This is a genomic window from Streptantibioticus cattleyicolor NRRL 8057 = DSM 46488, assembly GCF_000240165.1.
GTDB lineage: Bacteria > Actinomycetota > Actinomycetes > Streptomycetales > Streptomycetaceae > Streptantibioticus > Streptantibioticus cattleyicolor.
In genome coordinates, this window is the sequence record NC_017585.1 from 148,514 (window position 1) to 172,742 (window position 24,229).

Genomic DNA, 24,229 nt, shown 5'->3' on the forward strand with positions numbered 1-24,229 from the left:
GAAACGGCGGGCGGCGGCCGCGCCTGACCCCTCGGCTACCAGTGCGCGGGGCGGCTGAGGGCGTCGGGGAGTCTGGTGGTGGCGTCGCCCCGGGCGGCGTTGACCTGGGCCTGGGTGAGGAAGACGGCGCCGGTGAGGTCGGCGCCGCGCAGGTCGGCGTTGCGCAGGTCGGCGCCGATGAGGTCGGCCAGGCGGAGGTCTGCCTTCTTCAGGTCGGCGGCGACGAGGAGGGCGCCGCGCAGGCAGGCGCCGCGCAGGTTGGCGCCGGCCAGTCGGGCGCCGGCCAGGTCGGCGCCACGGTGGTTGCGGGTGCGTCCCTGGACCTGGGCCCGTACCAGTTCGCTCACGCGCAGCAGCAGCTCGTTGACGTCACCACGCAGCGCCGCCATGTCGAGTTCCCGCAGCGATTCCGCGCTGCCTTCGGTGAGGGCCTCGACGCGTCCCAGGGCGCGGCGCAGGTCGCGGTGGACGGGGCGGGCGGCGGGCAGGGCGAGGGCCTCGGCGAGGTACCAGAGTATTTCGTGCAGCTGCCGCATCACCGGGAAGACGGCGAACATCGGGCCCGCGTCCGCCGGTGACCGCCGCCAGTCGGTGCCGCCGAAGGTGACCTGCGAGACCTTCTGCCCGGCGCCGAAGCAGTCGAAGACGGTGCAACCGGGGAAGCCCTTCTCCCGCAGCCCGGCGTGGATGCCGCAGCGGAAGTCCGCCTGGAGGTTGGCGCACGGGGTGCCGGCGTCCTTGTCGACCGCGAAGTCGGCGGAACGGGAGAAGGGCAGCGCGACACAGCACAGGCCGAAGCAGCTGGAACAGTCGGCGCGCAGGTCGTCCCGGCCGTCGCGGAACGGACGCCCGCCGCCCGAGGGCCGCCGGCGCGGACCACGGTCGCGGTCGGCGGGACGCCGCGCGTCACGGTGCGTACGCCTGCGGGCGTCACCGGCATCAGGGGTTCCGGGGTTCTGGGCCAACGTACGCGCTCTCCTGTGACGGGACGAGCACGTATCCGACGTGCCCGGGGACCGTCCCATTCTCGCAGACGGCGTACGGGCCGCCGGAGGCCGTCCGCCCGGCCGCTTCGTTCAGGAAGTCAAGGGAGAACGCGGATCGCAGCGGTCGATCGCTCCAAGTCTCACCCCTTGACTCGTGCTCATGACAAGACTCATATTGGGCGTCACTGGAGCAGGCACGGCGGCGATCCCCACCGCCAACCCCCACAAATCCCCTGCTCAGACAGGACGTTCGCATGCTTTCGCGTCGCAGGCTCCTCACCGCCGCGGGGACGGCCACCGCCGCCCTCCTCGGCTCACCGCTTCTACTTCCGGAACGTGCCGCGCGCGCCCAGGCCGCGCCGGCGCTCCCCCTGACACTGCTCAACGCCTCCGGCAACGGCACCGCCTACGCCTACATCACCGCCACCGACACCGCGGGCCGGCTCGGGTTCGTCGGCGCCGACGGTGTCTTCCACGCGCTGCCCAACCCGTCGTCCGTACTGACCCCGGTGCCCGACTACGCGATCCCGCTCGGCCCTTCGGGCGGATCCGGGGTGTCGCTGGTGCTCACCGGCTACCTCACCGGGGGCCGGGTCTGGTTCTCCATCGGCGACAAGATCCGGTTCTTCGCCAACCCCGGCCCGCCCGGCGGCGCTCCGGGCCTGGTCGAGCCGGGGTTCACCAGTGCGGACCCCAACTGGTCGACGCACTGGAGCTTTTGCGAGTTCACCTACAACGCGGCCAATCTGTACGCCAACATCAGCTACGTCGATCTGGTCGCCTCCCCCATCTCGATGCGGTCCACCGGCGCGGCCGGCGACCAGTCGGTCAGCCCGCTGCCGCCCGGGGCACCGGAAGCCATCGCCTCGGGGCTGGCGGCACAGCACGCGGCCGACGGGGCGCCCTGGGACCAACTGGTGGTCCGCGACACCTCCGGCGCGCTGCTGCGGGTGCTGGCGCCGACGCACTCCCCGGCGTCCTTCGGCACGTACTTCGCCCCGTACGTGGACGCGGTCTGGTCGCACTTCCAGAACACACCACTGACCGTCGACACGCAGAACCCCGCCTTCGGCGCCTTCACCGGCACCGTCTCCGGTGACGTCCTGACCTTCGCCGGGCTCGACACCCACGGCGTGCCGTTCACCAAACCGGGCACGAACGACATCTTCAGCTGCGCCAGCGGCCCGTTGTACAACTCCGGCGGCGACGCGCGCGGGGCGGTGGCGGCACGTCTGTCGGCCGCGCTCAACCGCGGCACGCTGCTGCTGGACGGCGGCGGACAGCAGCCCAGCGGGGTGGGCCCGGCGCAGTACTACCAGAACGCGATCACCAACCATTACGCGCGCCTGGTGCACGCCAACGCCGGCGTCGGCTACGCCTTCCCCTACGACGACGTGGGCCCGACCGGGACCCCGCCGGTGGACGGCCACCTCCAGGACCCGGCCCCCACGTCCTGGACGATCACCCTCGGCGGCACCTCCGGCGGCGGCGGATCCGGTGGCGCCTCCACCACCAGCGCCTACACCACGATTCCGGCCTCCTCGTTCAGCTCGCGCAACGGCACGCAGACCGAGAACTGCCAGGACACCGGAGGCGGCCTGGACGTGGGCTGGATCCACGCCGGCTGCTGGCTCGGCTACCGCCGGATCGACTTCGGCGGCACCACCCCGCGGCAGTTCATCGCCCGGGTCGCCTCCGGCGCGGCGGCCGGCGTCAGCGGCGGCATCGAACTGCGCCTGGACGGCCCGACCGGCACCAAGGTCGCCGAGATCGACGTCGGCGACACCGGGGGCTGGCAGTCCTGGCGCACCGTCCCCATCAACCTCACCGGCGCCGCCACCGGGGTGCACGACGTCTACCTGACCTTCATCGGCTCGGCCTCCGACTTCGTCAACCTCCACTGGTTCACCTTCTCCGCGACCTGACCCCGCACCCCCCGGGCCCGGGACGGCGGCTCAGGCCGGCAAGGCGATCGCCTCGGCCCGGGCCCGGCGCAGCCACACGGCGTGGGTGGCCTCGTCGACGTCGATGACGGTACGGACGACGACCTGCCGTACGTCGGTGACGGTACGGCAGGACGCACGCGGTCCACACGCGGTGCAGCGGGTCGCCGGACTCGGCCCGGCCCGAGGGACGAGGGCCGGGCCCCGGCCGCAGCCGAGGCGAGGCGGGGCCCGACCGTGGGGGACGAAGACCAGGGCGTCGAGCGTGGCGACCTCCGCCCGACGGCGTGCCACCAGCGGATCGGCGGCTGCCGCGGCCGGGCCCACCGTCGCCGTCCCGCCGGCCTCCGGCAGCGGCGGGAAGCCCTCGGCGTACAGGTCGTGCGCGAAGACCTCGCAGCCGCCGTCGCGCAACTGTCCCACCACGGCGTCGGACACGGCGTGGTGGAAGCTCCCCGGCCGTGGGTGCGCCAGATGGACCCCTGCCCGCATACCAGTCCCCCGTCGGCGTCGGCAGGGCCGACCGGTGATCGGCCCAGGCGGAGCTTACGCAGCCGGACCGCGCCCGCCAGGGGCACCGCGGACGGGCCGGTCAGCCCAGCTTGAGCAGGAGCGCGGCGAGTTCGTCCGGCGCGGTGACCATGGCGTCGTGGCCGGTCGCCAGTTCCCACACCTGTGCCGGGGTGCCGTTGGGCTGCGTCGCGGGGACGGGCCGGCGCGGGAAGCCCTCCGGCCTGACAGTGCAGTGGATGTGGGTGCGCGGGATCGCGTCGACGGCCGGGTTGTCCAGCCGTACCGGTTGCTGGAGGCAGCGCACCGGCTGGTCGGAGAGCATCGAGCGCAGCCAGGCGGCGTCCGCGGGGTCGGTGACCCCGAACAGCCCGGCGGGCGGCGGCAGTTCGGGCAGCGGCGGCACCAGCCAGCCCGGTTCACAGTTCACGGCGCGGTCGATGACCCCCTGGGTGACCGGCATCACGTCGACGGCGCTCTCCCCGTGCTCGGGGACCATGGCCTCGAGGTAGACCAGGTGTCCGACGCGGTCCGGGACGTCGTTGGCCGCGGAGGAGATGACCAGTCCGGCGTAGCTGTGGCCGACGAGCACCACCTCATCGAGGTCTTCGCCGGTGATGAGCCCGACGACGTCGTCGACGTGGGTGTCGAGCCCCACCTCGGGGCCGCGCAGGTGTTTCCTCTCGCCGAGTCCGGTCAGTGACGGGGCGAACACCCGGTGGCCGGCGGACTCCAGCAACGGAACGACGCGGTCCCAGCACGGTCCGCTGTGCCAGGCCCCGTGGACCAGGAGATAGGTCGACATGGTTGTGCTCCTCGTGCGTGTCGGGGGAGGTACGGAGGGCCACGGCGCGGCCCCGCTCGTCCCGCCGACCACGCTGCCGTCCGGGCTCCGCCGCAGCCAGCGCCCCGGCGATCCTGGGGGTGAGGGGACCAGGCAGCCGCGCGGGCGCGCTGACTACAGTGGGGGGATGGCCGACGAACCGAACCAGCTGGGCGATTACGTACGCGCCCGCCGCGCGCTCGTCACCCCGCAGGAGGCCGGTATCCCCGTCACGGGCGTGCGCCGGGTGCCGGGGCTGCGCCGGGAGGAGGTCGCGATGCTCGCCGGCATCAGCGCCGACTACTACCTGCGTCTGGAACAGGGCCGCGACCGCAACCCGTCGGTGCAGGTCCTGGAATCCATCGCCCGCGTCCTGCGGCTCGACGAGGACGCGACGGCGTACCTGCTGCGGCTCGGCGCCGCCAGGCCCTGGGGGCAGCGGCGCCGGCCCCGCGAGGAGACCGTCCCGGCGGGCGTCGCCAAGCTCGTCGCCGCCCTGCCGTTCCCCGCCTTCGTCGAGGGCCGCTACCTCGACATCCTCGCCGCCAACGCCTTGGCAACCGCGCTGTCCCCGCGTCTCGTCGTCGGCAACAACCGCCTGCGGGACGCCTTCCTCGACCCCGCCGAGCGGACCCTCCACCCCGACTGGGAGAGCGCCACGGCGAACATGGTCGCCGGGTTCCGCGAGTCGGTCGGCACCGACACGGACGACCCCCGGTTCATCGAGCTGGTCGGCGAACTCTCCCTCGCCAGCCCCCTGTTCAGCCGCCTGTGGGCCCGCCACGACGTGGACGCCTGCGAGGGCGCCGCGATCCGCGTCGACCACCCGCAGATCGGTCCGGTACGACTCAACCGGGAGCGGCTGGGCGTCGGCGCCACGGCGAGCGGCAAACTCGTCGTCTACCACCCCGACCCGGGCACCGACAGCGCCGAAAGACTCGCGCTCCTCGCCGCCACCCTCCCGCCCCCGACCGCCCCGTCGGCCACACCCGCGGCTTCGCGGCACTGACGCTGCGGCCGTTCCGGGCGCGGACGGCTCAGCGCCTTCGCGCAATAACCCGCTGAAGCAACGCAACTTCCCCGCAGCCACCGCTGAGCAGCCGGGCTCAACGGGCTCTCCGCGCCCGGGCGTTGGCATCGCGACACCACACCGTCACACCGGCGGCGCCTACCGGCGGGTACCAGTCAGCAGTTCGCTCCCGGGCATGGACGCCGTTCCGGGGTTCTGCAACACTCTGCCCACAGGTACGCAAATTCTTGATAGTACCGCGATGGATCCATGGACCAGCGTGCAACTCCGCGGCCCAGTCCCGCAGGTTTCCGGTCTTCGAGTAGCACGCCCGATCCTCCAGACCCCCACGAGACAGAGGGACCCCATGAGATCGCAGCGCTCCATCCCGCGCCTGGTGGCGGGGGTGATCGCGGCCGGCCTGCTGCTGCTCGGCGGGCCGGCCGGCCCCGCCGTCGCCGCGCGCCCCGCCGCGCCGGCGGCGCCACCACCACCCACCACGCCGCACCCGGGCGGCAGGTCCGCCTCGGCCAGCACCTCCGACGGCGGGCACACCGCCGCCCGCCTCGCCGACGGCGACGCCACGACGTACTGGCAGAGCAAGGCCGGCTCCCTTCCGCAGTGGGCCCAGCTCGACCTGGGCCGCACCACCCGCGTCGACCAGGTGAAGCTCAAGATGCCCGCCTCCTGGTCCGCCCGCACCGAGACGCTGTCGCTGCAGGCAAGTGCCGACGGCGTCTCCTTCGCCACGGTGACCGGCTCGAAGGCGTACACCTTCACACCCTCCTCCGGCAACACCGTGACGATCTCCTTCCCGGCCACCCTCGCCCGCTTCGTCCGGGCCGAGGTGACCGCGAACTCCGCCGCCAGGTCCGCCCAGTTGTCCGAGATGACCGTCCACCCGGCCGACGCCTCCACGGTCGATCTGGCCGCCGGGAAGCCGACCGCGGAGTCCGGCCACGCCGACGTCTACCCCTCGGCCAACGCGGTCGACGGCGACGCGAACACCTACTGGGAGAGCACCGACAACGCCTTCCCGCAGTGGCTGCGCGTCGACCTCGGCAGCGCGGTGGCCGTCAACCGCGTGGTGCTCAAGCTGCCGCCGTCCACCGCCTGGGCGACCCGCACCCAGACCCTGTCCGTGCAGGGCAGCACCGACGGGAACACCTTCTCCGACCTCGTCGCCTCCGCCGGATACACCTTCGACCCGGCCACCGGCAACACCGTGACCATCGACTTCAACCAGGCCACCACCCGCTACGTCCGGCTGTACTTCACCGCCAACACCGGCTGGCCGGCCGGGCAGGTCTCCGAGTTCGAGGTGTACGGGCCGGCCTCCGGCGACACCACCGCGCCGACCGCGCCCACCGGCCTGGCGTACACCCAGCCCGCCCCCGGACAGATCACCCTCACCTGGCACGCGTCGACCGACAACGTCGGCGTCACCGGCTACGACGTCTACGCCAACGGCACCCTGCGCTCCTCGGTCGCCGGCGACGTGCTCACCTACACCGACAACCGCCCCGACACCGACACCGTCACCTACTACGTCAAGGCGAGGGACGCGGCCGGCAACCAGTCCCCGGCCAGCAACAGCGTCACCCGCACCGGGACCTCCGGCGACACCCAGCCGCCGACCCCACCGGGCAACCTGGCGTACACCCAGCCCGCCCCCGGACAGATCAAGCTGACCTGGACCGCGGCCTCCGACAACGTCGGCGTCACCGGCTACGAGGTCTTCGCCGACGGCAGCCAGATCGCCACCACCGCCGGCGACGTGCTCACCTACACCGACAACCGCCCCGACTCCGACACCGTCACCTACTTCGTCAGGGCGAAGGACGCGGCCGGCAACGAGTCCGGCAACAGCAACACCGTCACCCGTACCGGCACCACCCCGACCGGCACCAACATGGCGCTCGGCAAGCCGATCAGCGCCTCCTCCACGGTGCAGAACTACGTGGCCGCCAACGCCGACGACGGTGATGTCACCACCTACTGGGAAGGCACCGGCACCAGTTCGCTGACCGTACGGCTCGGTTCCAACGTGGACACCAGCTCGGTCGTGGTCAAGCTCAACCCCAGCATGAACTGGGGCCCGCGCACCCAGACCATCGAGGTGCAGGGCCGGGAGCAGAGCGCCTCCGACTTCACCCAGCTGGTCGCGCCCAAGAGCTATGCCTTCAGCCCGGCCACCGGCAACCTGGTGTCCATCCCGGTCTCCGCGCGCGTCGCCGACGTACGGCTGGTGTTCAGCGCCAACTCCGGTGCGGGCGGCGGCCAGGCGGCCGAGCTGGAAGTCATCGGCGTGCCCGGCCCCAACCCGGATCTGACCATCAGCGCGCTGACCGCCTCCCCCGCCACGCCGGTGGAGACCGATCCGGTCACGCTGAAGGCGACGGTGAAGAACATCGGCACCCGTGACTCGGGCGCCACCGACGTCAACTTCTACCTCGGGACCACCAAGGCCGGCACCGCGAAGCTGGGCGCCCTGGCGGCCGGCGCCTCCACCACCGTCTCGGCCGATGTCGGCGCGCTCGGCGCGGGCAGCTACCAACTGACCGCCAAGGTCGACGAGTCCAACGTGGTCATCGAGCAGAACGAGAGCAACAACAGTTACACCAGCCCCGACCCGCTGGTGGTCAAGCCGGTGGCCTCCTCCGACCTGGTCGCCTCCCCGGTGGCCTGGTCGCCGGGGAACCCCTCGGCGGGGCAGGCCGTCACCTTCTCGGTGGCCGTCAAGAACCAGGGCACCGTCGCCTCGGCGGGCGGCAGCCACGGCATCACCCTCACCGTCACCGACGCCACGACCGGCACCGTGGTCAAGACGCTCACCGGCGGCTACGACGGCACCATAGCGGCCGGCGCCACCACCTCCCCGGTGGCCCTGGGCAGCTGGACGGCGGCGAACGGCAAGTACACCGTCAAGACGGTCATCGCCGCGGACGCCAACGAACTGCCGGTCAAGCAGGGCAACAACACCTCCACCCAACCGCTCTTCGTCGGCCGCGGCGCCGACATGCCCTACGACTCCTACGAGGCCGAGGACGGGGTGCTCGGCGGCGGCGCGACGGTGCTCGGACCCAACCGGACCATCGGCGACCCCGCCGGTGAGGCGTCCGGCCGCGAGGCGGTGCGCTTGGCGTCCACCGGGGACTCCGTCTCCTTCACCACCCGGGCCGCCACCAACACCCTGGTCGTCCGCTTCAACATCCCGGACGGGCCGGACACCTCGCTCGACGTGTACGTCGACGGCGCCTTCCTCAAGGCGATCCCGCTCACCGCCAAGTACGCCTGGCTCTACGGCGACGAGGCGAGCCCCGGCAACAACCCCGGTGCCGGCAGCCCACGGCACATCTACGACGAGGCCAACCTGTTGCTGGGGTCCACCGTCCCGGCCGGCCACACCGTCACGCTGCGCAAGGACGCGGGCAACTCGGCGGCGTACTACAACATCGACTACATCGACCTGGAGCAGGCCACCCCGGTGCCCGACCCGGACCCGGCCACGTACGTGGTGCCGGCCGGCTTCACCCAGCAGGACGTGCAGGCGGCGCTGGACACCGCACGGCAGGACACCACCAAGCTCGGCGTCTACCTGCCCGCCGGTGACTACCAGACCACCAACAAGTTCACCGTCTACGGCCGACCCATCAAGGTGATCGGCGCCGGGCCCTGGTTCACCCGGTTCCTCACCCCGCAGGGCCAGGAGAACACCGACGCCGGCTTCACCGTACCGGCCACGGCGGGCGGCTCCACGTTCACCGGGTTCGCCTTCTTCGGCAACTACACCAGCCGCATCGACGGCCCCGGCAAGGTCTTCGACCTCAGCGGGGTGGCCAAGCTCACCATCGACAACCTGTGGATCGAGCACACCGTCTGCGGGGTGTGGGCGTCCAACGTCGACGACTCCACCTTCACCGGCCTGCGGATCCGCGACACCTTCGCGGACGGCATCAACCTCACCAACGGCAGCACCGGCAACCTGATCGCCGACGACGAGGCCCGGTCCACCGGGGACGACAGCTTCGCGCTCTTCCCGGCCATCGACAACAACAACGAGCAGGAGACCGGCAACACCTTCCGCAACCTCAGCGTCCGGACCACCTGGCGGGCGGCGGGCCTGGCGGTCTACGGCGGTGGCGGCAACACCTTCAGCAACCTCTACATCGCCGACACCCTCACCTACTCCGGCATCACCATCGGCTCGCTGCGGTTCGGCGGCATCCCCGCCCTGGGCTTCGAGTCCTCGCCGAAGACAACGTTCGACAACATCTCCCTGGTCCGGGACGGCGGCCACTTCTGGGGCTCGCAGACCTTCCCGGCGCTGTGGCTGTACTCCGCGGAGTACGCCTTCCAGGGCATCAGGATCAGCGACACCGACATCACCGACCCCACCTACTCCGGGATCATGTTCCAGACCAAGTGGAACGGGTCCACCCCGCTCAACCCGATCACGGACACGGCGTTCACCGACATCACCGTCAAGGGCGCCCGCAGGAGCGGTGACGCCTACGACGCCAAGTCCGGCTTCGGACTGTGGGCCAACCCGCAGCCGGAACCGGGCCAGGGTCCGGCGGTCGGCTCGGTGACCTTCAACGGTCTGCACGAGAGCGACAACGCGGTCGACATCGAGAACACCACGTCCACCTTCACCATCAACGTCAGCTGACCCACGGCGGCGTGCCCGCGGTCCGCCCCGGACCGCGGGCACGCACCGGTGCGTGATCGCATCTGCCCAGTAAGCCGCTTGCAAGTTTTGCGATAGCCTTGCGTATATGACGCGACGACTTGCTCAAGTGGCCAAGAAGGTCGGGGTCAGCGAGGCCACGGTCAGCCGGGTGCTCAACGGCAAACCGGGGGTCTCCGAGGCGACCCGCCAGTCCGTTCTCACCGCCTTGGACGTCCTCGGTTACGAGCGTCCCACCCAGTTGCGCGGGGAGCGCGCCCGCCTCGTCGGGCTGGTCCTGCCCGAGTTGCAGAACCCCATCTTCCCGGCGTTCGCGGAGGTCATCGGCGGCGCGCTGGCGCAGCAGGGGTTCACGCCGGTGCTGTGCACGCAGACCAGGGGCGGGATCTCCGAGTCCGACTACGTCGAGTTGCTGTTGCAGCAGCAGGTGTCGGGGGTGGTCTTCGCGGGCGGTCTGTACGCCCAGGCCGACGCGGCCCACGACCACTACCGGCTGCTCGCCGAGCGGAAGGTGCCGGTGGTGCTGATCAACGCGGCCATCGACCACCTCGGATTCCCCGCGGTCTCCTGCGACGACTCCGTCGCCGTGGAGCAGGCGTGGCGGCACCTGGTCTCGCTGGGGCACGAGCGCATCGGGCTGGTGCTCGGCCCGGAGGACCACATCCCGTCCCAGCGCAAGCTCACCACGGTCCGGCAGGTGGCCGCGGCGGCCGGCCGCGAGCTGGCCGGGGAGCACGTGGCGCGGGCGCTGTTCTCGCTGGAGGGCGGCCAGGCGGCCACCGCCCGGCTGCTGGAGCGCGGGGTGACCGGCATCATCTGCGCCAGCGACCCGTTGGCGCTCGGCGCGGTGCGCGCGGCCCGGCGGCGCGGCCTCGCCGTCCCCGGCGAGGTGTCGGTGGTCGGCTTCGACGACTCGATGTTCATGAACTGCACCGAGCCGCCGCTGACCACGGTCCGGCAGCCCATCGAGGCGATGGGCCGGGCCGCGGTGGAGATGCTCACCGTCCAGATCGACGGCGGGTCGGTCACCGCCGAAGAGCTGCTGTTCGAGCCGGAGTTGGTGGTCCGCGGTTCCACCGGTCCCGCGCCTCGCGACGCCGGCGGCCGATAACTGTCGAATATTTGCGGGATCAACACGAGATATTGCACCGACCCGTCGTTGGTGGTTGAGTGAACGCCGTCACACAGCGCGCTGCTGTGGGCGTCCACGCACCTGCCCACGAGGGGTCGACCAATGAGAAGTCCCGGGTTCCGCACGTGCACCGCCGTCATCGCCACCGCCCTCACGCTCACCGGGCTCAGCGCCTGCAATTCCGGCAGCGCCGAGGGTTCCGGCGGCAAGACCCGCATCACGGTCAACTGCTGGCCCCAGCCGAGCGCCCGGATCGACCACAAGCGGTTCGCCGAGGACGTCGCCACCTTCGAAAAGGTCAACCCGGACATCGACGTCGTCGCCCACGACGCCTTCCCGTGCGAGGACCCGAAGACCTTCGACGCCAAGCTGGCCGGCGGGCAGATGGAGGACGTCTTCTACACCTACTTCACCGACACCCGCCACGTCGTCGACATCGACCAGGCCGCCGACATCACCTCCTACGTCAAGGACCTCAAGGGCTACCAGGACATCCAGAAGCAACTGCGTGACGTCTACACCGTCGACGGCAAGGTCTACGGGGTGCCACGCACCAACTACTCGATGGGTCTGCTCTACAACCGCAAGCTCTTCCAGCGGGCCGGCCTCGACCCCGACAAGCCCCCGGCCACCTGGGCGGACGTGCGGGCGGCGGCCAAGAGGATCGCGGCCCTGGGCAACGGCACCGTCGGGTACGCCGAATACAGCGCGCAGAACCAGGGCGGCTGGCACTTCACCGCCGAGATCTACTCCCAGGGCGGCAGCGTCGTCAGCGCGGACGGCAAGAAGGCGGCGGTCGCCGGCCCCGAAGGCAGAGCGGTCCTGCAAAACCTCAAGGACATGCGGTGGACCGACAACTCCATGGGGTCCCGGCAGCTGCTGATCATCAACGACGCCCTCCAAATGATGGGTTCCGGCAAGCTCGGCATGTACATCGCCGCTCCGGACAACGTCCCCAGGATCGTCAAGGAGGCCGGCGGCGACTACAAGGACCTGGCGTTCGCGCCGATGCCCGGCGGCAAGGCGACCCTGATCGGCGGCGACGGCTACATGTTCAACAAGCACGACACCCCTGCCCAGATCAAGGCCGGCCTCAAGTGGCTGGAGTGGACCTTCCTCACCCCGGGCAACGGCTTCCTCAACAACTACCAGCGCCTGGCGAAGGACGGCTCCCCGGTCGGCCTGCCCGAGCCCCGGCTCTTCACCGGTGCCACCGACGCCAAGGACCAGGAGCTGAAGAAGAAGTACGCCAACGTCCCGGTGGCCAACTACCGTTCCTTCACCGAGGGCGACCAGAAGCTCGCGATGAAGCTGGAGCCGCCGAAGGCACAGCAGATCTACGCGGTCCTCGACGGCGCGGTCTCCGCGGTGCTCACCAACAAGGACGCCGACATCGACGCCCTCCTCAAGGACGCCTCCGGCAAGATCGACGGCATCCTCTCCCGGGGCTGACGTCCGCGATGAAGACCGCACGACGCCCCTCCCCCGCTTCCGCTCCGCCGCCGGCCACCGCGCCGCTCGCCGCCCCGGCGGCCCCCGCGGCGCGTCCCGCCGTCCGCGCCCCGCTGCGCCGCAGGCTCACCGACCAGTTGAGGGCGTACGGCTTCCTCCTCGGCGGCCTGCTCTGCTTCGCGCTCTTCTCCTGGTACCCGGCGATCCGCGCGGTGGTCATCGCCTTCCAGAAGTACACCCCGGGCTCGGCGCCGCGCTGGGTGGGCACCGCCAACTTCACCCACGTCTTCGCCGACCCCGAGTTCGCCGCGGCCTGGCGCAACACACTCGTCTTCTCGCTGCTCGCCCTGGTCATCGGCTTCGCCGTCCCGTTCGTCATGGCGGTGGTCCTCAACGAACTCCGGCACGCCAGAGCCTTCTTCAGGGTGGTGGTGTACCTGCCGGTGATGATCCCTCCGGTGGTCAGCGCGCTGCTGTGGAAGTGGTTCTACGACCCCGGGTCCGGGCTCGCCAACGAGGCGCTGCGCTTCGTGCACCTGCCCACCTCCAACTGGACCAACGGCTCCGGCACCGCCCTGGTCTCCCTGGTCCTCGTCGCCACCTGGGCCAACATGGGCGGCACGGTGCTGATCTACCTGGCCGCGCTCCAGGGGATCCCCGGCGAGCTGTACGAGGCGGCGGAGCTGGACGGCGCGAGCGTGTGGCAGCGCCTGCGGCACGTCACCGTCCCGCAGACCCGCTTCATCATCCTGATGCTGCTCCTGCTCCAGATCATCGCCACCATGCAGGTCTTCACCGAGCCCTTCGTGATCACCGGCGGCGGCCCGGAGAACTCCACGATCACCGTGCTGTACCTGATCTACAAGTACGCCTTCCTCTACAACGACTTCGGCGGTGCCTGCGCGCTCAGCGTGCTGCTGCTCGCCCTGCTCGGTGTCTTCTCCGCCTTCTACCTGCGGCTGACCCGTTCCGGGGAGGACCGATGACCGACCGTGCCGTACGCACTCTCGTCTCGCCGCTCACGCTGGCCCGGCCGCGCGGCAAGGCGGTGTACTGGACGGTGTTCGGCGCCGTGGTGCTGCTGTTCGCCCTCGCCTTCCTCTTCCCCGTCTACTGGATGGTCTCCGGTGCCATGAAGTCGCCGGAGGAGCTGGTCCGCACGCCGCCGACGCTGCTGCCGCACCACTGGCACCTGTCCGGGTACACCGACGCGTGGAGCCTGATGCAGTTGCCCACGCACCTGCTGGACACCGTGGTGCAGGCGGCCGGCGCCTGGCTGTTGCAGCTGGTCTTCTGCACCTTGGCGGCGTACGCGCTGTCCAAGCTGAAGCCGGCCTTCGGCAAGGTGGTCCTCGGCGGCATCCTCGCCACCTTGATGGTGCCGGCCCAGGCGCTGGTGGTGCCGAAGTACCTGACCGTTGCCGACCTGCCGGTCCTCCACGTCAACCTGCTCAACGACCCGCTGGCGATCTGGCTGCCCGCGGTGGCCAACGCCTTCAACCTCTACCTCCTCAAGCGGTTCTTCGACCAGATCCCGCGCGACGTGCTGGAAGCGGCCGAGATCGACGGCGCCGGGAAGCTGCGTACCCTGTGGTCGATCGTGCTGCCGATGTCCCGGCCGGTGCTCGGGGTGGTGTCGATCTTCGCCCTGGTCGCGGTGTGGCAGGACTTCCTGTGGCCGCTGATGGTCTTCTCCGACACCGCGAAGCAGCCGATCAGCGTGGCGCTGGTCCAGCTGTCGCAGAACGTGCCGCTGACCGTGCTGATCGGGGCGATGGTGATCGCCAGTGTCCCGATGGTCGTGATGTTCCTGGTCTTCCAGCGGCACATCATCGCCGGCATCGGAGCCGGCAGCACCAAGGGCTGACCCACCGCCCTTCCCGACCGCCGCCGCCCCGGCCCGACACCCCGCTCCGGGGCGGCGGCGCACCATCCGTCACCGTTGCGCGCGCGTACGGCCCCGGCGCCGTGAAGTCCCGCGCCGGGAAACCCCCGCGCCCGCGCTGGAAAGGAACCCGCCCATGGAAGGCAGCGCCCTGTCCGCCGACGAGAACTGGTGGCGATCGGCCGCCATCTACCAGGTGTACGTCCGCAGCTTCGCCGACGGCGACGGCGACGGCACCGGAGACCTGGCGGGCGTGCGCGCCCGGCTGGCGTATCTCGCAGACCTGGGCGTCGAGGCCCTGTGGTTCAACCCCTGGTACCTGTCGCCGCTGGTCGACGGCGGTTACGACGTCACGGACTACCGCGTCGTCGACCCCGCCTTCGGGACGCTGGCGGAGGCCGAGAAGCTCATCGCGGAGGCGAGCACGCTGGGCATCCGCACCATTATCGACATCGTCCCCAACCACGTCTCCGACCAGCATTCGTGGTTCCGGGCGGCCCTCGCCGCCGGCCCCGGCAGCCCGGAGCGCGAACTGTTCCACTTCCGTCCCGGCCGCGGCGCCCACGGCGAACTGCCGCCCAACAACTGGCCGTCGCAGTTCTCGCCGTCCGCCTCCACCTGGACCCGGGTCGAGGACGGCGAGTGGTACCTCCACCTGTTCGCCCCCCAGCAGCCCGACCTCAACTGGGCCCACCCCGCGGTCCGCCGGGAACACGAGGACGTGCTGCGCTTCTGGTTCTCCCGCGGCGTGGCCGGGGTGCGGATCGACTCCGCCGCGCTGCTCGCCAAGGACCCCGCGCTCCCCGACCACGACCCGGGCTCCCCCGGACCGTGCCCGTACATCGACCGCGACGAGCTGCACGACGTCTACCGCTCCTGGCGGGCCGTCGCCGACGAGTACGGGGCGGTGCTCATCGGCGAGCTGTGGCTGCCGGATCCGGCGCGCTTCGCCCGTTACCTGCGCCCGGACGAACTCCACACCGCCTTCAACTTCGACTTCCTCACCCGTCGTTGGGACGCCGACGAGCTGCGCGTGTCCATCGACACCACCCTCGCCGAGCACGCCCCGGTCGGGGCCCCGGCCACCTGGGTGCTCAGCAACCACGACGTCACCCGCACCGTGACCCGCTACGGGCGCGCGGACACCGGCTTCGACTTCGCGGACAAGCGCTTCGGCACGCCGACCGATCTGCCGACCGGCACCCGCCGGGCCCGGGCCGCCGCCCTGCTCACCCTGGCGCTGCCCGGCTCGGTCTACCTGTACCAGGGGGAGGAACTGGGGCTGCCCGAGGCCGACATCCCGCTCGACCGCATCCAGGACCCGATGCACTACCGTTCCGGCGGGACCGATCCCGGCCGGGACGGCTGCCGGGTACCGCTGCCCTGGACGGCCGCCGCGCCGCACGCCGGGTTCGGGACGTCCCCGGACGCCGAGCCGTGGCTGCCGCAGCCGGCCGGCTGGGCCGACTACGCGGCCGACCGCCAGGCGGCCGACCCCGGCTCGATGCTCTCGCTGTACCGCGAGGCGCTGCGGCTGCGCCGGTCCGGGCCCGGTTTCGGCGACGGCCCCCTGCGCTGGCTGCCCGCACCGCCCGGCGTGCTGTGCTTCGCCCGCGCCGACACCCTGGTCTGCGTGGTCAACCTCACCGACCGCCCCGTGGACCTCCCCGACCACACCGCCGTCCTGCTGACCAGCGCCCCGCTGGACGGGACCGGACGGCTCCCCCGGGACACGGCGGCCTGGCTGTCGGCGTCGCCCGCCGGCGGGTGAGGCGGCGGTCGCGGCGGCACGGAACCGGCCGGCCCCGACGGTCCCTCGCCGCGATCGGCCGGGCCGTCGCCCCTGGTGCCGGGGTGGTTGTCGGACCCCCGCCCTACGATGCGGGCATGGACATCGTGGACGCGCGGGTGGCGCTGGTTCCCTGGGGGCAGGACGATCTGTGGCTGCTGCGGAGGACCAACAGCCCGCAGATGACGGCGCACTTGGGCGGTCCGGAGACGGAGGAGCGGCTCGTCGCACGGCACGGGCGGTATCTGCGGTTGGACGCCGGGCGGATGTACCGGGTCACGCTGGCGGACAGCGGGGACACCGTGGGTTCGATCGGTTTCTGGGAGAGGCGGTGGCACGGCGGGACGGTGTGGGAGACCGGGTGGGGGGTGCTGCCGGAGTTCCAGGGGCGGGGGCTGGCGGTACGGGCGGCGCGTGCGCTCGTGACGGCGGCGAGAGACGCGGGCGGCCCGCGCTGTCTGCACGCGTTCCCCCGGGTGGACCACCGCGCGTCCAACGCGGTCTGCCGCAAGGCCGGCTTCGAACTGCTCGGTGCGGTGGAGTTCGAGTACCCCAAGGGCCACTGGCTGACGTCGAACGACTGGCGCGTCGACCTCGGCGAGGGCTGACGCCCCGAGGGCCGGACACGGACTCGCCTCCTCGGCACCGAACGCGACACCCGCCGACTCGTCGCGCTCCTCGTCGCAGGTCGGCGCCTGCGGGGTGACGGCCACCCCGCCGTTAGTCGTCAGCCGTCGGCTCGCAGGGTGCCAGGTGACGGAGTCCGCCGGTGCGGCGGCCCTCGTTGAGTACGTGCCATACGAGGGCGTGCATGTCGTCGTGGAGTTCGCCGACACGGCGGCTCAGCCCCCTTACGGTGCAGACGACCAACTCGTCGTGGCCGGTGGAGGGATGGCGGACCGAGCCGATGGCGCGGCGCCCTCCGGCCCGTGTCTTCGGCACCTCGCCGTCACGGTCGTCGGCCGCCGCCCCCGGTGGTCGGGGTGGGGGGTCGGGACGGGGTCCAGCGCAGGTGGACGTCGGGGTCGGGGTCGTCCGCGCGGAGGAGGGAGAGCCGGGGGCGTACGGCATCGGTGCGGGCGGAGGGCGGTTTGCGGCGGCCGGGCCGGTATTGCCGGGGCCAGTCGGCGCCGGCGCCCAGGTGGTCCTGTTCGGCCGCCGCGTGCAGGGTCCAGTGCGGGTCGTACAGGTGGGTGCGGCCGAGGGCGCACAGGTCGGCGCGGCCCGCCAGCAGGATGGAGTTGACGTCGTCGTAGGAGGCGATGGCGCCGACCGCGATGACCGCGGTGCCGGTGGCAGTGGCGGCCTCGTGCCGGATCCGGTCGGCGAACGGTGTCTGGTAGGAGCGGCCGAACGCGGGGCGCTCGTCCTTGGTGACCTGGCCGGTGGAGACGTCGATGGCCTGCGCGCCGTGGGCGATGAACGCCTTGGCGATCTCGACGGCGTCGTGCTCGGTGTTGCCGTCCGGCGCCCAGTCGGTGGCGGAGATCCGCACGATCAGCGGCCGTTCGGCGGGCCAGACGGCGCGGACGGCGTCGAAGACCTCCAGGGGGTAGCGGAGCCGGTTGCGCAGTGGGCCGCCGTACTCGTCGGTGCGCCGGTTGGCGATCGGCGAGAGGAAGGAGGAGAGCAGGTATCCGTGGGCGCAGTGCAGTTCGAGCAGGTCGAACCCGGCTTCGGCGCCGCGGCGCGCGGCGGCGGTGAAGTCGGCGGTGATCCGGTCCAGGTCGGCGCGGGTGGCTTCGCGGGGGACCGCGGACCCGGGCCCGTACGGCAGTGGGGAGGGGCCGATCGTCTCCCAGTTGCCGTGCGGGAGCGGGTCGTCCATGCCGTCCCACATCAGCCGGGTGGAGCCCTTGCGTCCGGAGTGGCCGAGTTGGAGGCCGATGCGCGCGGTGCTGCGGTCGTGGACGAAGGAGACGATCCGCGCCCAGGCGTCGCGTTGTTCGTCGGTCCACAGCCCGGTGCAGCCGGGGGTGATGCGTCCGTCCGGCGAGACGCACACCATCTCCGTCATCACCAGCCCCGCCCCGCCCATGGCCCGGGAGCCGAGGTGGACGAGGTGGAAGTCGTCCGGCACGCCGTCGACGGCGCTGTACATGTCCATCGGGGAGACGATCACCCGGTTCTTCAGCTCCAGCCCGCCCAGCCGGAACGGCTGGAACATCGCGGGCGCCACCGTGGTGAGCCCCTGCGACGCGGCGAACGCGGTGTCGACGCGGTCGGCGAACCGCCGGTCGCGGGTGCGCAGGTTGTCGTAGGTGATGCGGCGCGAGCGCGTCAGCAGGTTGAAGCAGAACTGGGTGGGCTCCTGGTGGACGTACCTGCCGATGTTCTCGAACCACTCCAGTGACGCCTGCGCGGCCCGCTGGGTGGACTCCACGACGGGTCGCCGTTCGGCCTCGTAGGCGGTCAACGCGGCGGTCACGTCGGGGTGTTCGTGAAGGCAGGCGGCGAGGGCCAGCGAGTCCTCCATGGCGAGCTTGGTCCCGGAGCCGATGGAGAAGTGGGCGGTGTGGGCGGCGTCGCCGACGAGGACGAGGTTGCCGTGGTGCCAGCGTTCGTTGCGTACGGTGGTGAAGGTGAGCCACTTGGAGTTGTTCGCGAACAGCCGGTGTCCGGCGAGTTCCTCGGCGAACAGGTCCCGGAGGCGTTCGACGGCCCGCTCGTCGGAGGCGCCCGGCGGGAACTCGGTCCCCTCGGTGGCGTCGAAGCCGGCCCGGCGCCAGACGTCCTGGCGCATCTCGACGATGAAGGTGGAGCCGCGGTCGGAGTAGGGGTAGGCGTGGACCTGCATGGTCCCCCACCGGGTCTGCTTGATGAAGAACTGGAACGCCTCGAAGACCCGGTCGGTGCCGAGCCACATGTAGGTGTTGTGTCTGCGGTCCAGGGTGGGCCGGAAGGCGTCCGCGTGGCAGCCCCGCACCGTGGAGTTGACGCCGTCGGCCCCCACCACCAGGTCGTGCCGGGCACGCAGCGCCCCGACGTCGGGGGCGGGCGTCCGGTGGTGGACGGTGACGCCGAGGCCGTGGCAGCGTTCCCGCAGCAGGCGCAGGAGTTCGCGGCGGCTCATGGCGGCGAAGCCCTGGCCGCCGATGGTGTGGGTTTCGCCGCGGTAGTGGATGTCGATGTCGGTCCACCGGGCGAAGCGCCGGGCCATGGCGTCGGCGAACCGTGGATCGGCGTTGGCGATGCCGCCGAGCGTCTCGTCGGAGAAGACGACGCCGAAGCCGAACGTGTCGTCGGGGGCGTCGCGTTCCCACACGGTGATGTCGTGGGCCGGGTCGAGCTGTTTCATCAGGGCGGCGAAGTAGAGGCCACCGGGGCCACCGCCGACGATCGCGATCTTCACGGGACGACCTCTCACTTCACTGCCGGGCGGCGGTGTCCTGCTCTTCCTCGACGATCCTGCGGAGCGCGAAGCGCTGGAGCTTGCCGCTGGCGTTGCGCGGCAGCGAGGTGCGAAAGCGCACGTCACGCGGGTATTTATAGGGGGCGATAACCCGTTTGACGTGGTCCTGGATCTCCCGTGCCTTGGCGGCGTCGCCGACCACGCCGTCCCGCAGCACGACGAAGGCGCACACCACCGCGCCGCGTTCGGCGTCGGGGCGGCCGACGACGGCGGACTCCAGCACGTCGGGGTGGGTGTCGATGGCGGCCTCGACCTCGGGCCCGCCGATGTTGTACCCGGAGGAGACGATCATGTGGTCGCCGCGGGCGTGGTAGTGGAAGTAGCCGTCCTCGTCCCGGTGGAAGATGTCACCGGTGACGTTCCAGCCGCCGACCACGTAGTCGCGCTGGCGTTCGTCGTCCAGGTAGCGGCAGCCGACCGGGCCGATGACGGCCAGCCGTCCGGGTTCGCCGGGGCCCAGTTCGGAGCCGTCGGGGCCGAGGACGGTGGCGCGGTAGCCGGGGACGGGTCTGCCGGTGGCGCCGGGCCGGATGTCGTCCCCGGCGGCCGAGATGAAGATGTGCAGCAGTTCGGTGGCGCCGATGCCGTCGATCACCTTGAGGCCGAGCCGGTCGTGCAGTCGTCGCCAGGTGTCGCGGGTGATGTGTTCGCCGGCGGAGACGGCGGTGCGCAGTCCGCGGAGTTTGTGTTCGCTGCCGTCGCGCAGGATGGCCCGGTACGCGGTGGGGGCGGTGGCGAGGACGGTGACGCCCTGCCGTTCGACGAGGTCGGCGAGTCGGGGCGGGGTGGCGGCCTCGGTCAGCAGGGCGCAGGCGCCGGCCCGCAGCGGGAAGACCACCAGCATGCCCAGTCCGAAGGTGAAGGCCAACGGGGCGGTGCACGCCACCAGGTCGTCCGGGAGCAGTCGCAGCACGTGCCGGCCGAAGGTGTTGTCGATGGAGAGGATGTCGCGGTGGAAGTGCACGGTGATCTTCGGGGAGCCGGTGCTACCCGAGGTCGGCGCGAGGAGCGCCACGTCGTCACCGGCGGTGTCCACGTTGGCGAAGTCACCGGATTTGCCCGCCGCACGGGTCGTCAGATCGCCGGGCGCGGTGCCGCCGTACTCCACGATCCGCAGCGCGGGCGCGACGTCCCGCACGGCGTGGACGTCCTCGGTGAAGCGGTGGTCCACCAGCGCGATGGAGGGCCGGGTGCGCCGTGCCAAGGGCGCGATCTCACGGGCCCTGAGCGCGGCCATGGTGGTGACGGCGATGCCGCCCGCCTTGAGTATGCCGAGCCAACTCGCCACCGCCCAGGGGTTGTTGGGTGCGCGGAGCATGACGCGTCCGCCGGTGACCAGGCCGAGGTCCTCGGTGAGCACCTGGGCCACCTGGTTGGCCCGGGTCCGCAGCGTTCCGTAGGTCCACATCTCGCCGTCCGGGGTGCGCAGCGCCGGGGAGTTAGGGCCGAAGGCGGCGGCGGGGACGTCGATGAGTTCGGTGGCGGCGTTGAGCCGTGACGGGTACCGCAGTTCCGGTGTGGTGAACTCGATCACCGGCCACTGTCGTGCGGCCGGGAGGCGATCGCGGGCGAAGGTGTCCTGGTGCGCGGAGGTCGAGGGGGACGACGGAGGGTTCGGCACGGGGGTCCTTCCGGAAGCCGCCGGCGAAGCGGACGGGTCAGACGGTGCGGATCATGCCCTCCTGGACGACGGTGGCCAGATGCCGGTGGTCGCGGGTGAAGAAGCGGCCGGTGGCGACCCCGCGTCCGGCGTCGGCGGCGACCGCGTCCTGGACGTACAGGAGCCAGTCGCCGACCGGGCCCGGGCGGTGGAACCACATGGCGTGGTCGAGGCTGGCGGTGACCAGTCCGGGTCTGGCCCACGGCAGGTCGAGCACCCGCAGGACGGGTTCGAGGATGGTGTAGTCGCAGACGTAGGCGAGGGCGGCGAGGTCGCGCTGGGCGTCGGTGAGCCCTTCGACCGGCCGCAGCGGGTCGAACGGCTTGAGCCACACCGCCTGGTGCGCGACGCGTTCGCCCTCGACGGTGAGGTAGACCGGCCCGGGCACGTGCCGCATGTCGAATCCGCGCCCCGTGGACCAGTACGTCTTCGAGGTGTCGGTCATCGTGCCGCCGTCGCGTCCGGCGAGGTACCGCGCGGAGCTGGGCAGTCGCTCCGGGTCGGGGACGTCCTCGGGCGGCCGGGCGTGGAAGGCGCCGCCGGCCTCCCCGGCGGCGAAGTTGGCCAGGCAGACGTAGAGCGGTTTGCCGTGCTGGTAGCCGCGCACCTGCCGGGTGCTGTAGCCGCGCCCGTCGCGCACCACTTCCACCTCGTAGCGCACGCTCGCGCCGATGTCGGCGGGGCGCAGGAAGTAACTGTGCGTGGAGTGCAGTGTCTTGCCGTCGGTGACGGAGCGCATGGCCGCCGCCGCTGCCTGGGCGACCAGGTCGCCGCCGTACGCCTTGGGCCACGGGCAGGGCTGGGTGACGGCGGTGAAGGCGAGGTCGAAGTGGTGGGGTTCGGCGGGGACGAGGGTGACGGCGGTGGTGAAGACGGCGGAGGTGGCGTGGCTTCCGGTGGCGGTCTTCCCGGCGCCGGTCACCGGCTCGGCCAGTCGCGCAGGTCGGCGTCGGCGATGTCGGGGAGGTTGACCACGATGTTCTCCGGCGTCCGGGTGGTCATCCAGGTCAGGGGGTTGGTGCGGGAGAGGTTGCATTCGATGTGCGGCATGAACGGCGGCACGAAGACCCAGTCGCCCTCGCTCATGTCGACGTAGTCCTCGAGTTTCTCGCCGAAGTAGATGCGGGCCCGGCCGGACAGGACGTATCCGCCGGTCTCGGCCTCGCCGTGGTGGTGGTTGACGGAGCGGTAGCCGGGCTCGTTGCTGACCTTGCCGAACCACAGTTTCGTCGCCGGGGTGTGCTGGATGCTCACCCCCGAGACCCGGATCGCGCCGCCCGAGTCGGCGGTGTTGGTGTCCTCGTGGCCGCCGCGGGTGACCACCGGGGCGACGAGTCCGCCCGGCAGCCGGTACATCGAGTTGTCACCGTCGAGTCGGTACTTGCTGAGGTCGGGCTCCATGGGTTCGGCTCCGTTTCAGTCGTCACGGGGGTGCCGCCGGAGGGCCGTTGCGGGGTGGAGAGCGCCGGGCGCGTACGCGTCCTGCCGAGCGGCAGGGCGAGGATGACGATGTCTCGTATTTTTCACGGTCGTCATTTATTGTCAATACGTTGCTCAGGGCGGGCCGCGTCCCGCCCGGGACCGAGCCGGAGGCCGTATGACACACCTCGCCGTCAACCCGGACGCCCTCCCCCGCCCCCGCGGCTACTCGCACGGCACGCTCGCCGGGAACACCCTCCACCTGGCCGGGCAGACCGCCCTCGACGCCGACATGCGGATCGTGCCGGGCGGCATCGTCGAGCAGTTCCGCCAGGCGTTCACCAACGTGCTCACCACGCTGCGCGCGGTGGGCGGCCTGCCGGAGGACCTGGTCAGCGTCACCCTCTACCTCACCGACATCCCCGGCTACCAGGCGCACGGCAAGGAGATCGGCGAGGTCTGGCGGGAACTGGCCGGGCCGGTCTACCCGGCGATGGCCGGCATCGGCTGCACCGCCCTGTGGCAGCCGGAAGCCATGATCGAGATCCTGGGGGTGGCCGTGATCCCCGAGCACCGGCTGGTGCGGCCGTAGGCCGTATGGTTGCGGCATGGACACCCTGCCGTCCCCGAAGGAGAACAGGGCACTGGACGTCGTGGTGGCCGCCGCGGGGACGCGGCCCCGGCCGGGCCGTGACACCCGCCTCGGCCCGCTGATCCTCACCGTCCTCGGCCTGTACGCGCGCGGCGAGCACAACTGGCTCTCCGTCGCCTCGGTGGTGCGCCTCATGGCCGACCTCGGCGTGGAGGGCCAGGCGGTACGGTCCGCGATATGGCGGCTGAAGCGCCGTGGTGTGATCCACGGCGAACGCCGCGGGGGCGCCGCGGGCTACCGCCTCGCGGAGCCGACCCTGGAAACCCTCGCCGAGGGGGACGTGCGCATCTTCGAACGCACCCGGGCCACCACCGACGACGGCTGGCTCGTGGTCGTCTTCTCGGTGCCCGAGTCCGAACGCGACAAGCGCCACGAACTGCGCACCGCCCTGACGCGGTTGGGGTTCGGCACCGCGGCACCCGGGGTGTGGGTCGCCCCGGGAAACCTGGCCACCGAGACGCGGCGCACCCTGGAACGCCGGGGGCTCGCCGGGTACGTCGACATCTTCACCGGCGACCACGTCGCCTTCGGCGACCTGCGCGCCAAGGTCGCCGCCTGGTGGGACCTGGACGAACTCACCGGACTGTACGCGGACTTCCTGCGCGCCCACCGTCCCCTGCTCGACACCGTCGCGGCCGGCCGGACGACCCCGGCCGAGGCGTTCCGCGCGTACGTGCCCATGCTCACCCAGTGGCGGCGGCTGCCCTACCGCGACCCCGGCCTCCCGCTGGCCCTGCTGCCGCCGGGGTGGAACGGGGTCACGGCGGGGGCGCTCTTCGCCGAGCTGAACACCGCGTTGCGGGCGCCCGCGCGCGAGCACGCCCTGTCCGTGATCCACGGCTGAACCCCGGGTGCCGCCGCCGGAGG

At 71.7% G+C, this 24,229-nt stretch carries 19 protein-coding genes; 11 read left to right on the forward strand and 8 right to left on the reverse strand.

What is annotated here, in order from left to right; translation table 11 throughout:
* Window positions 1-35: 35 nt before the first annotated feature.
* The gene (locus tag SCATT_RS28320) at window positions 36-965 is read right to left on the reverse strand and encodes a pentapeptide repeat-containing protein (RefSeq protein WP_014151992.1); all 930 of its coding nucleotides are present in this window, start codon (window positions 963-965) and stop codon (window positions 36-38) included.
* 275 nt (window positions 966-1,240) lie between these two features.
* Between SCATT_RS28320 and SCATT_RS28325 the strand changes: the two genes are divergently transcribed.
* On the forward strand, window positions 1,241-2,911 hold the full coding sequence (locus tag SCATT_RS28325) for a beta-1,3-glucanase family protein (RefSeq protein ID WP_014151991.1): 1,671 nt from the start codon (window positions 1,241-1,243) through the stop codon (window positions 2,909-2,911).
* Between the two features lie 30 nt (window positions 2,912-2,941).
* On the opposite strand, the gene SCATT_RS28330 is transcribed toward SCATT_RS28325, so the two are convergent.
* Both SCATT_RS28330 and SCATT_RS28335 read right to left on the reverse strand, forming a co-directional pair.
* Window positions 2,942-3,367: an NADPH:quinone reductase gene (locus SCATT_RS28330; RefSeq protein WP_231905002.1), complete on the reverse strand. Its 426-nt coding sequence runs from the start codon at window positions 3,365-3,367 to the stop codon at window positions 2,942-2,944.
* A 154-nt stretch (window positions 3,368-3,521) separates the two neighbouring features.
* Window positions 3,522-4,244, reverse strand: a complete 723-nt coding sequence (locus tag SCATT_RS28335; protein ID WP_014151989.1) for an alpha/beta hydrolase — start codon at window positions 4,242-4,244, stop codon at window positions 3,522-3,524.
* Window positions 4,245-4,410: 166 nt separating this feature from the next.
* On the opposite strand from SCATT_RS28335, the gene SCATT_RS28340 reads away from it, so the two are divergent.
* From SCATT_RS28340 to SCATT_RS28375, 8 genes are all read left to right on the forward strand, one after another.
* Window positions 4,411-5,271 carry a helix-turn-helix domain-containing protein gene (locus SCATT_RS28340; protein ID WP_014151988.1) on the forward strand — a complete coding sequence of 287 codons (861 nt, stop codon included), beginning with the start codon at window positions 4,411-4,413 and terminating at the stop codon, window positions 5,269-5,271.
* A 367-nt stretch (window positions 5,272-5,638) separates the two neighbouring features.
* Window positions 5,639-9,943, forward strand: coding sequence for a discoidin domain-containing protein (locus SCATT_RS28345; RefSeq protein WP_014151986.1), 4,305 nt, complete (start codon window positions 5,639-5,641; stop codon window positions 9,941-9,943).
* A 106-nt stretch (window positions 9,944-10,049) separates the two neighbouring features.
* A complete protein-coding gene (locus tag SCATT_RS28350; protein WP_041823746.1) occupies window positions 10,050-11,072 on the forward strand; it encodes a LacI family DNA-binding transcriptional regulator in 1,023 nt (340 codons plus the stop codon).
* Between the two features lie 123 nt (window positions 11,073-11,195).
* Window positions 11,196-12,545, forward strand: coding sequence for an ABC transporter substrate-binding protein (locus SCATT_RS28355; protein ID WP_014151984.1), 1,350 nt, complete (start codon window positions 11,196-11,198; stop codon window positions 12,543-12,545).
* Window positions 12,546-12,553: 8 nt separating this feature from the next.
* Window positions 12,554-13,531, forward strand: a complete 978-nt coding sequence (locus SCATT_RS28360) for a carbohydrate ABC transporter permease (protein WP_014151983.1) — start codon at window positions 12,554-12,556, stop codon at window positions 13,529-13,531.
* The gene (locus SCATT_RS28365; protein WP_014151982.1) at window positions 13,528-14,412 is read left to right on the forward strand and encodes a carbohydrate ABC transporter permease; all 885 of its coding nucleotides are present in this window, start codon (window positions 13,528-13,530) and stop codon (window positions 14,410-14,412) included. Before SCATT_RS28360 ends, SCATT_RS28365 begins: the two co-directional genes overlap by 4 nt.
* 154 nt (window positions 14,413-14,566) lie before the next feature.
* On the forward strand, window positions 14,567-16,201 hold the full coding sequence (locus SCATT_RS28370) for a glycoside hydrolase family 13 protein (RefSeq protein WP_014151981.1): 1,635 nt from the start codon (window positions 14,567-14,569) through the stop codon (window positions 16,199-16,201).
* Window positions 16,202-16,317: 116 nt separating this feature from the next.
* Window positions 16,318-16,827, forward strand: a complete 510-nt coding sequence (locus tag SCATT_RS28375; RefSeq protein ID WP_014151980.1) for a GNAT family N-acetyltransferase — start codon at window positions 16,318-16,320, stop codon at window positions 16,825-16,827.
* Between the two features lie 112 nt (window positions 16,828-16,939).
* Here the strand turns inward: SCATT_RS28375 and SCATT_RS28380 are convergent, their stop codons facing one another.
* Genes SCATT_RS28380 through SCATT_RS28400 form a run of 5 tightly spaced genes read right to left on the reverse strand, consistent with a single transcriptional unit; the run spans window position 16,940 to window position 22,692 of the window.
* On the reverse strand, window positions 16,940-17,161 hold the full coding sequence (locus SCATT_RS28380; RefSeq protein ID WP_014151979.1) for a hypothetical protein: 222 nt from the start codon (window positions 17,159-17,161) through the stop codon (window positions 16,940-16,942).
* A 7-nt stretch (window positions 17,162-17,168) separates the two neighbouring features.
* A complete protein-coding gene (locus tag SCATT_RS28385; protein WP_014151978.1) occupies window positions 17,169-19,571 on the reverse strand; it encodes a bifunctional salicylyl-CoA 5-hydroxylase/oxidoreductase in 2,403 nt (800 codons plus the stop codon).
* 16 nt (window positions 19,572-19,587) lie between these two features.
* Window positions 19,588-21,252: an AMP-binding protein gene (locus SCATT_RS28390; protein ID WP_014151977.1), complete on the reverse strand. Its 1,665-nt coding sequence runs from the start codon at window positions 21,250-21,252 to the stop codon at window positions 19,588-19,590.
* A 37-nt stretch (window positions 21,253-21,289) separates the two neighbouring features.
* Window positions 21,290-22,213 carry an acyl-CoA thioesterase gene (locus SCATT_RS28395; RefSeq protein WP_014151976.1) on the reverse strand — a complete coding sequence of 308 codons (924 nt, stop codon included), beginning with the start codon at window positions 22,211-22,213 and terminating at the stop codon, window positions 21,290-21,292.
* The gene (locus SCATT_RS28400; protein WP_014151975.1) at window positions 22,210-22,692 is read right to left on the reverse strand and encodes a cupin domain-containing protein; all 483 of its coding nucleotides are present in this window, start codon (window positions 22,690-22,692) and stop codon (window positions 22,210-22,212) included. Before SCATT_RS28400 ends, SCATT_RS28395 begins: the two co-directional genes overlap by 4 nt.
* Window positions 22,693-22,888: 196 nt before the next feature.
* Here SCATT_RS28400 and SCATT_RS28405 point away from each other — a divergent pair, with 196 nt between their 5' ends.
* Entirely contained in the window at window positions 22,889-23,302 is a 414-nt protein-coding gene (locus SCATT_RS28405; RefSeq protein WP_014151974.1) for a RidA family protein, read from the forward strand.
* A 16-nt stretch (window positions 23,303-23,318) separates the two neighbouring features.
* Window positions 23,319-24,206, forward strand: coding sequence for a PaaX family transcriptional regulator (locus tag SCATT_RS28410; protein ID WP_014151973.1), 888 nt, complete (start codon window positions 23,319-23,321; stop codon window positions 24,204-24,206).
* Window positions 24,207-24,229 lie beyond the last annotated feature (23 nt).

Coding starts and splice junctions, on each gene's coding strand:
- SCATT_RS28360 (WP_014151983.1), top strand. CDS start 12,554: ATGAAGACCGCACGACGCCCCTCCCCCGCTTCCGCTCCGCCGCCGGCC.
- SCATT_RS28355 (WP_014151984.1), top strand. CDS start 11,196: ATGAGAAGTCCCGGGTTCCGCACGTGCACCGCCGTCATCGCCACCGCC.
- SCATT_RS28370 (WP_014151981.1), top strand. CDS start 14,567: ATGGAAGGCAGCGCCCTGTCCGCCGACGAGAACTGGTGGCGATCGGCC.
- SCATT_RS28410 (WP_014151973.1), top strand. CDS start 23,319: ATGGACACCCTGCCGTCCCCGAAGGAGAACAGGGCACTGGACGTCGTG.
- SCATT_RS28325 (WP_014151991.1), top strand. CDS start 1,241: ATGCTTTCGCGTCGCAGGCTCCTCACCGCCGCGGGGACGGCCACCGCC.
- SCATT_RS28375 (WP_014151980.1), top strand. CDS start 16,318: ATGGACATCGTGGACGCGCGGGTGGCGCTGGTTCCCTGGGGGCAGGAC.
- SCATT_RS28340 (WP_014151988.1), top strand. CDS start 4,411: ATGGCCGACGAACCGAACCAGCTGGGCGATTACGTACGCGCCCGCCGC.
- SCATT_RS28405 (WP_014151974.1), top strand. CDS start 22,889: ATGACACACCTCGCCGTCAACCCGGACGCCCTCCCCCGCCCCCGCGGC.
- SCATT_RS28350 (WP_041823746.1), top strand. CDS start 10,050: ATGACGCGACGACTTGCTCAAGTGGCCAAGAAGGTCGGGGTCAGCGAG.
- SCATT_RS28365 (WP_014151982.1), top strand. CDS start 13,528: ATGACCGACCGTGCCGTACGCACTCTCGTCTCGCCGCTCACGCTGGCC.
- SCATT_RS28345 (WP_014151986.1), top strand. CDS start 5,639: ATGAGATCGCAGCGCTCCATCCCGCGCCTGGTGGCGGGGGTGATCGCG.
- SCATT_RS28335 (WP_014151989.1), bottom strand. CDS start 4,244: ATGTCGACCTATCTCCTGGTCCACGGGGCCTGGCACAGCGGACCGTGC.
- SCATT_RS28400 (WP_014151975.1), bottom strand. CDS start 22,692: ATGGAGCCCGACCTCAGCAAGTACCGACTCGACGGTGACAACTCGATG.